Origin of the sequence: Saliniramus sp. (assembly GCF_035311605.1) — a bacterium.
In the GTDB taxonomy this organism is placed as follows: Bacteria; Pseudomonadota; Alphaproteobacteria; order Rhizobiales; family Beijerinckiaceae; genus Saliniramus.
Genome location: NZ_DATGCW010000383.1, coordinates 1 through 3974, shown reverse-complemented (window position 1 = coordinate 3974; position 3974 = coordinate 1). Strand labels below are relative to the sequence as shown.

At 65.9% G+C, this 3974-nt stretch carries 4 protein-coding genes; 2 read left to right on the top strand and 2 right to left on the bottom strand.

Annotated elements, in window-relative coordinates:
- Window positions 1-174: 174 nt before the first annotated feature.
- Window positions 175-759 (bottom strand): L,D-transpeptidase, encoded by a 585-nt coding sequence (locus VKP01_RS17250; protein WP_324414471.1) that lies wholly within the window; start codon window positions 757-759, stop codon window positions 175-177.
- 304 nt (window positions 760-1063) lie between these two features.
- On the opposite strand from VKP01_RS17250, the gene VKP01_RS17245 reads away from it, so the two are divergent.
- Window positions 1064-1801, top strand: coding sequence for a phosphatidylserine decarboxylase (locus VKP01_RS17245; RefSeq protein ID WP_324414469.1), 738 nt, complete (start codon window positions 1064-1066; stop codon window positions 1799-1801).
- A gap of 45 nt (window positions 1802-1846) precedes the next feature.
- Entirely contained in the window at window positions 1847-2710 is an 864-nt protein-coding gene (gene pssA, locus VKP01_RS17240; protein ID WP_324414467.1) for a CDP-diacylglycerol--serine O-phosphatidyltransferase, read from the top strand.
- Between the two features lie 4 nt (window positions 2711-2714).
- Here the strand turns inward: pssA and VKP01_RS17235 are convergent.
- The coding region (locus VKP01_RS17235; RefSeq protein ID WP_324414465.1) for an AsmA-like C-terminal region-containing protein at window positions 2715-3974 on the bottom strand (1260 nt) is incomplete at its 5' end.

Sequence of the window (3974 nt, the reverse complement as noted above, 5' to 3'; positions counted from 1 at the left end):
GCCCCAAGCAGATCGAAAGCCGCCAAAAGCTCCTGTTCGCCCTGAGTGAAATAATCTGGAGCTAGACGGCAGTAGGCCGCGCTGCCACCGATGCTTGCCCGGTGCAGCTTCTCTCTATTGATTGCCTCAAAGCCGAGTGTCTGCTTTCCACCCCAACACAACACCCCCCACCCCTCACCGCACAACCACCCGCGCTCCCACCTGCACCCGGTTATACAAATCGATCACATCGATATTCCGCATGCGGATGCAGCCTGAGGATGCGGCGCGGCCGATGCTTTCGGGTTCGTTGGTGCCGTGGATGCGGTAGAGGGTGTCGCGGTTGCCCTCGTAGAGGTAGAGCGCGCGGGCGCCCATGGGGTTCATGGGGCCGCCCTGCATCGAGCGCACATGCGGCCAGCGTTCGCGCATGGATTGGGTCGGGTTCCAGCTCGGCCATTCGGCGCGCCGGGCGATGCGGGCGGTGCCGGTCCAGCCATAGGCTTCGTCGCCGACGGCGACGCCGTAGCGGATGGCCTTGTTTTCCTCGAGGACGAGGTAGAGCAGGCGCGACCGGGTATCGACGACGACGGTGCCGGGCTCTTCGGTGCCGCGATAATCGACCTTGTAGCGCTGGAATTTCGGCTCTAGCGGTGAATCGGGGACGAGCGCCATGAACTGCGCGTCACGCGCCGAGACTTCGGGATCCGGTACGGACTGGAAGCAGCCGGCGAGGCCGAGCGAGACGGTGATCACCGCGAGAAAGCGAAGGAGTTGCATACGCGACATGCCCCATGAGATTTGAGCTCCCGCCACCATGCGGGAATCACCGTTAACCAAGGATGACTGTTACCGGTCCAGAGCGCCAGGTGCGAACAGTTTCCGTGTCGCTGCGACCATCTTTCGGTCACAATGTGGCATTCCTGCCACAATCTGACGCAAGGGTCGCGCGTTTTCCCCTTCATATGCAGGGGAAGCATTTTTCCTGATTCGCCGGCGAGGGTTTGAGGATCGACCGAAACCGGTTATGCAGCGCCTGTCATGGCGCAGAACGCGCCGCGATGTCTGCCGGATCTGAGCGCCATTGCCGCGCAGAAATGGCGCTCCTGTTCAGGATGACGCGATGTCGATAATCGATTCCGCCCGCAAGGTTCTGGTGCCCATCCACAAGGAGGGCTACCGCTATATCGCCATCGCCGCCGTGGCGACGCTGATCCTCGCGCTGATCTGGGATCCGCTGGGCTGGATCGCGGCGATCATCACGGCCTGGATCTGCTATTTCTTCCGCGACCCGCCACGCGTCACGCCTATCCGCGACGGGCTGGTGGTGTCGCCCGCCGACGGGACGGTCAGCATGGTCACCGTCGCCGAGCCCCCGCCGGAACTGTCCATGGCGCCGCAGCAGATGCTGCGGATTTCGGTCTTCATGAACGTCTTCGATTGCCATGTGAACCGCTCGCCGGTCACGGGGCGTGTCGTCAGGCAGGTCTATACGCCGGGGCTCTTCCTCAATGCCGAACTCGACAAGGCGAGCGATGATAACGAGCGCAACGGGCTCGTGATCGAAACCCCCGCCGCCACGATCGGCGTCGTGCAGATCGCGGGGCTGGTGGCGCGGCGGATCGTCAGCTTCGTCAAGGAGGGCGAGACGCTGGGGGCCGGTGATCGCTTCGGGCTGATCCGTTTCGGATCGCGCCTCGACATCTATCTGCCAGCGGATACGGTGGCCCTCGTCGATGTCGGCCAGACGGCGGTCGCCGGCGAGACGGTGCTTGCCGATCTGCGATCGGACGAGCCGCAGCGTCTGTTCCGCGGCAGCTGAGCGGCGGGGAAGATCGGTCGCGCAGCCCGAGACGGGAGTGAAAACATGAAACCGCTTTTTCCGCCCTTCGCGCCCGATCCGAACGAGCCGCGTCGCCGGCGTTTCCGGCCCGTGCCTTTGCGGGTGCTCGCGCCGAACCTGATCACGCTCTTCGCGCTGTGCCTCGGGCTGACCGCGATCCGCATGGCCTATGAGGACCGTCTGGAACTCGCCGTCTACGCCATTCTCGTCGCCGCTTTCCTCGACGGGATCGACGGGCGCGTGGCGCGGCTTCTGAAGGGCACCTCGCGTTTCGGGGCCGAACTCGATTCGCTCGCCGATTTCGTCAATTTCGGCGTCGCGCCGGCGTTGATCATCTACAGCTTCACCCTCAACGGGCTGGGCGGCTTCGGCTGGGTGATCGCGCTCGTCTTCGCCATCGCCTCCTGCCTGCGGCTGGCGCGGTTCAATGCGATGGCGAACGACCCGGGCCGGGCGGATTGGAAGAAGGACTTCTTCGTCGGCATGCCGGCGCCGGCAGGCGCCGTGGCCGGTTTCCTGCCGGTCTACCTGCATTTCCTCGGCTTGCCGATGGACGGTTACATGGCGTTTCCCGTGGCACTCTACATGCTCGCCATCGCCTTCCTGATGGTGTCGAGCCTGCCGACCTATGCCGGCAAGTCGATCGGCAAGCGTGTCCCGCGCTCGTGGGTCCTGCCGATCTTCGTCGCCAGCGTCGCCTTTGTGGCCCTGCTTCTGACCTTCACCTTCGAGATGCTGGCGGCATGTACGCTGCTCTATCTCGCGATGATCCCGCTGACCTTTGCACGCTATCGCCGGCTCGAGCGGGAGCATCATGCCAGGGCGCGCGAGACGCGCGAATCCCGGAAGGAAGAGCCGGGGGATCACACACCGCCTTCGCCATCCTGATGCGTCACCGTGCCTGCCCCGGTGCGGCGTAGGCCCCCGGTCCGCCGGCCTCGAACAGACGGCGCAGAAAGCCGGGCGCGATCGCGGAGAGCGGATTTACCGTCAGCGTCGGCTCGCTCATCGGCCCGGAGACGCGGAAATTCACCCCGAGCAGCCCCTCGCGCCGCCCGCCCCCGAGCAGCGGGCCGAAGAGCGGCACCTGCGCGAAGGCATTATTGACCGCATAGGCGGGAACGAAGGTGCCGCGCAGATCCATCACGCGGTCGGCCATATCGACGAAACCGTCGAGCCGGAAGCCGATCTGAGCACCCCACATCGCGGCCTCCTCGAAGGTGATGCGGCTGCCAGTGCGCAGGAAGTCGATGCGCGCCTGTGCGAAGGCGGTCTCGGCTACATCGAGCTCCTCCTGGCCGCGTGCGGCCTGCGCCGCGATGTTGCGCAGAGCCGGCTCGTCGCGCAGCACGAAGTCGCGAATGACGAGGCGCCCGGGGCGCTCCTCTCCGCCTGCCGCGATCTGGAAATCGAGCGCTCCGCCGATCATGCGCTCATACAGATCGATGAAGCGCAGCGTCACACCGGCATCCTCGGCTCCGATCGACAGCATGGCACGCCCCTGTGGTGTCAGCCCCATCCGGCCCGAGACCGGTGCACCCGGAAAGCGTCCGTCGAGTTCGAACCGCCTGACCTCGTCGCCGGCGATCAGCAGGCCCAATCGCGCATTGGTCAGCGCTTCGCCGTTATGGCCGCTGAGAATGTCGGCGCGCAGATCGAGCGCGATCTCCCGCCAGGCGCCGTTCACGTTGCCTCCGGCTGCCGGGGTTCCGTCGCCGGTGATGGTGTCCAGGAAGCTGCGGGCATCCAGCGTTTCGGCGCGCAGATCGATCTGCAGCGCCGTTTCGGAAGCGTCGGCTTCGAGGCGCGCCTCGTCGCCGCTCGCGAGCCGGAACGGGTTCAGCTGTGCATTCACGAGGCGGCCTTGTGAATCGAGCCTGATGCTGCCGCCGATCCGGGTGGGGCCGGTTTCGAAATCGAGGTCGTTGATGACCCAGCCATCGTCTTGCGACAGCATGAAGGACAGGCGGCCGGGGCGACCGGCGGGTTTGGCGAGGCCGGGGAAGGGCTCGGCGAGGGCGATCTCCGTGAGATCGGCTTCGATCCGATAGGGTTGCGGCTCGCCGGGCACCAGTTCGGTCGTGATGCCGAGGGGCAGGTTGCCACTGACCGCGTCCCCGAGATCGAGCCCCCGGCGCGCGCGCGCCGCGGC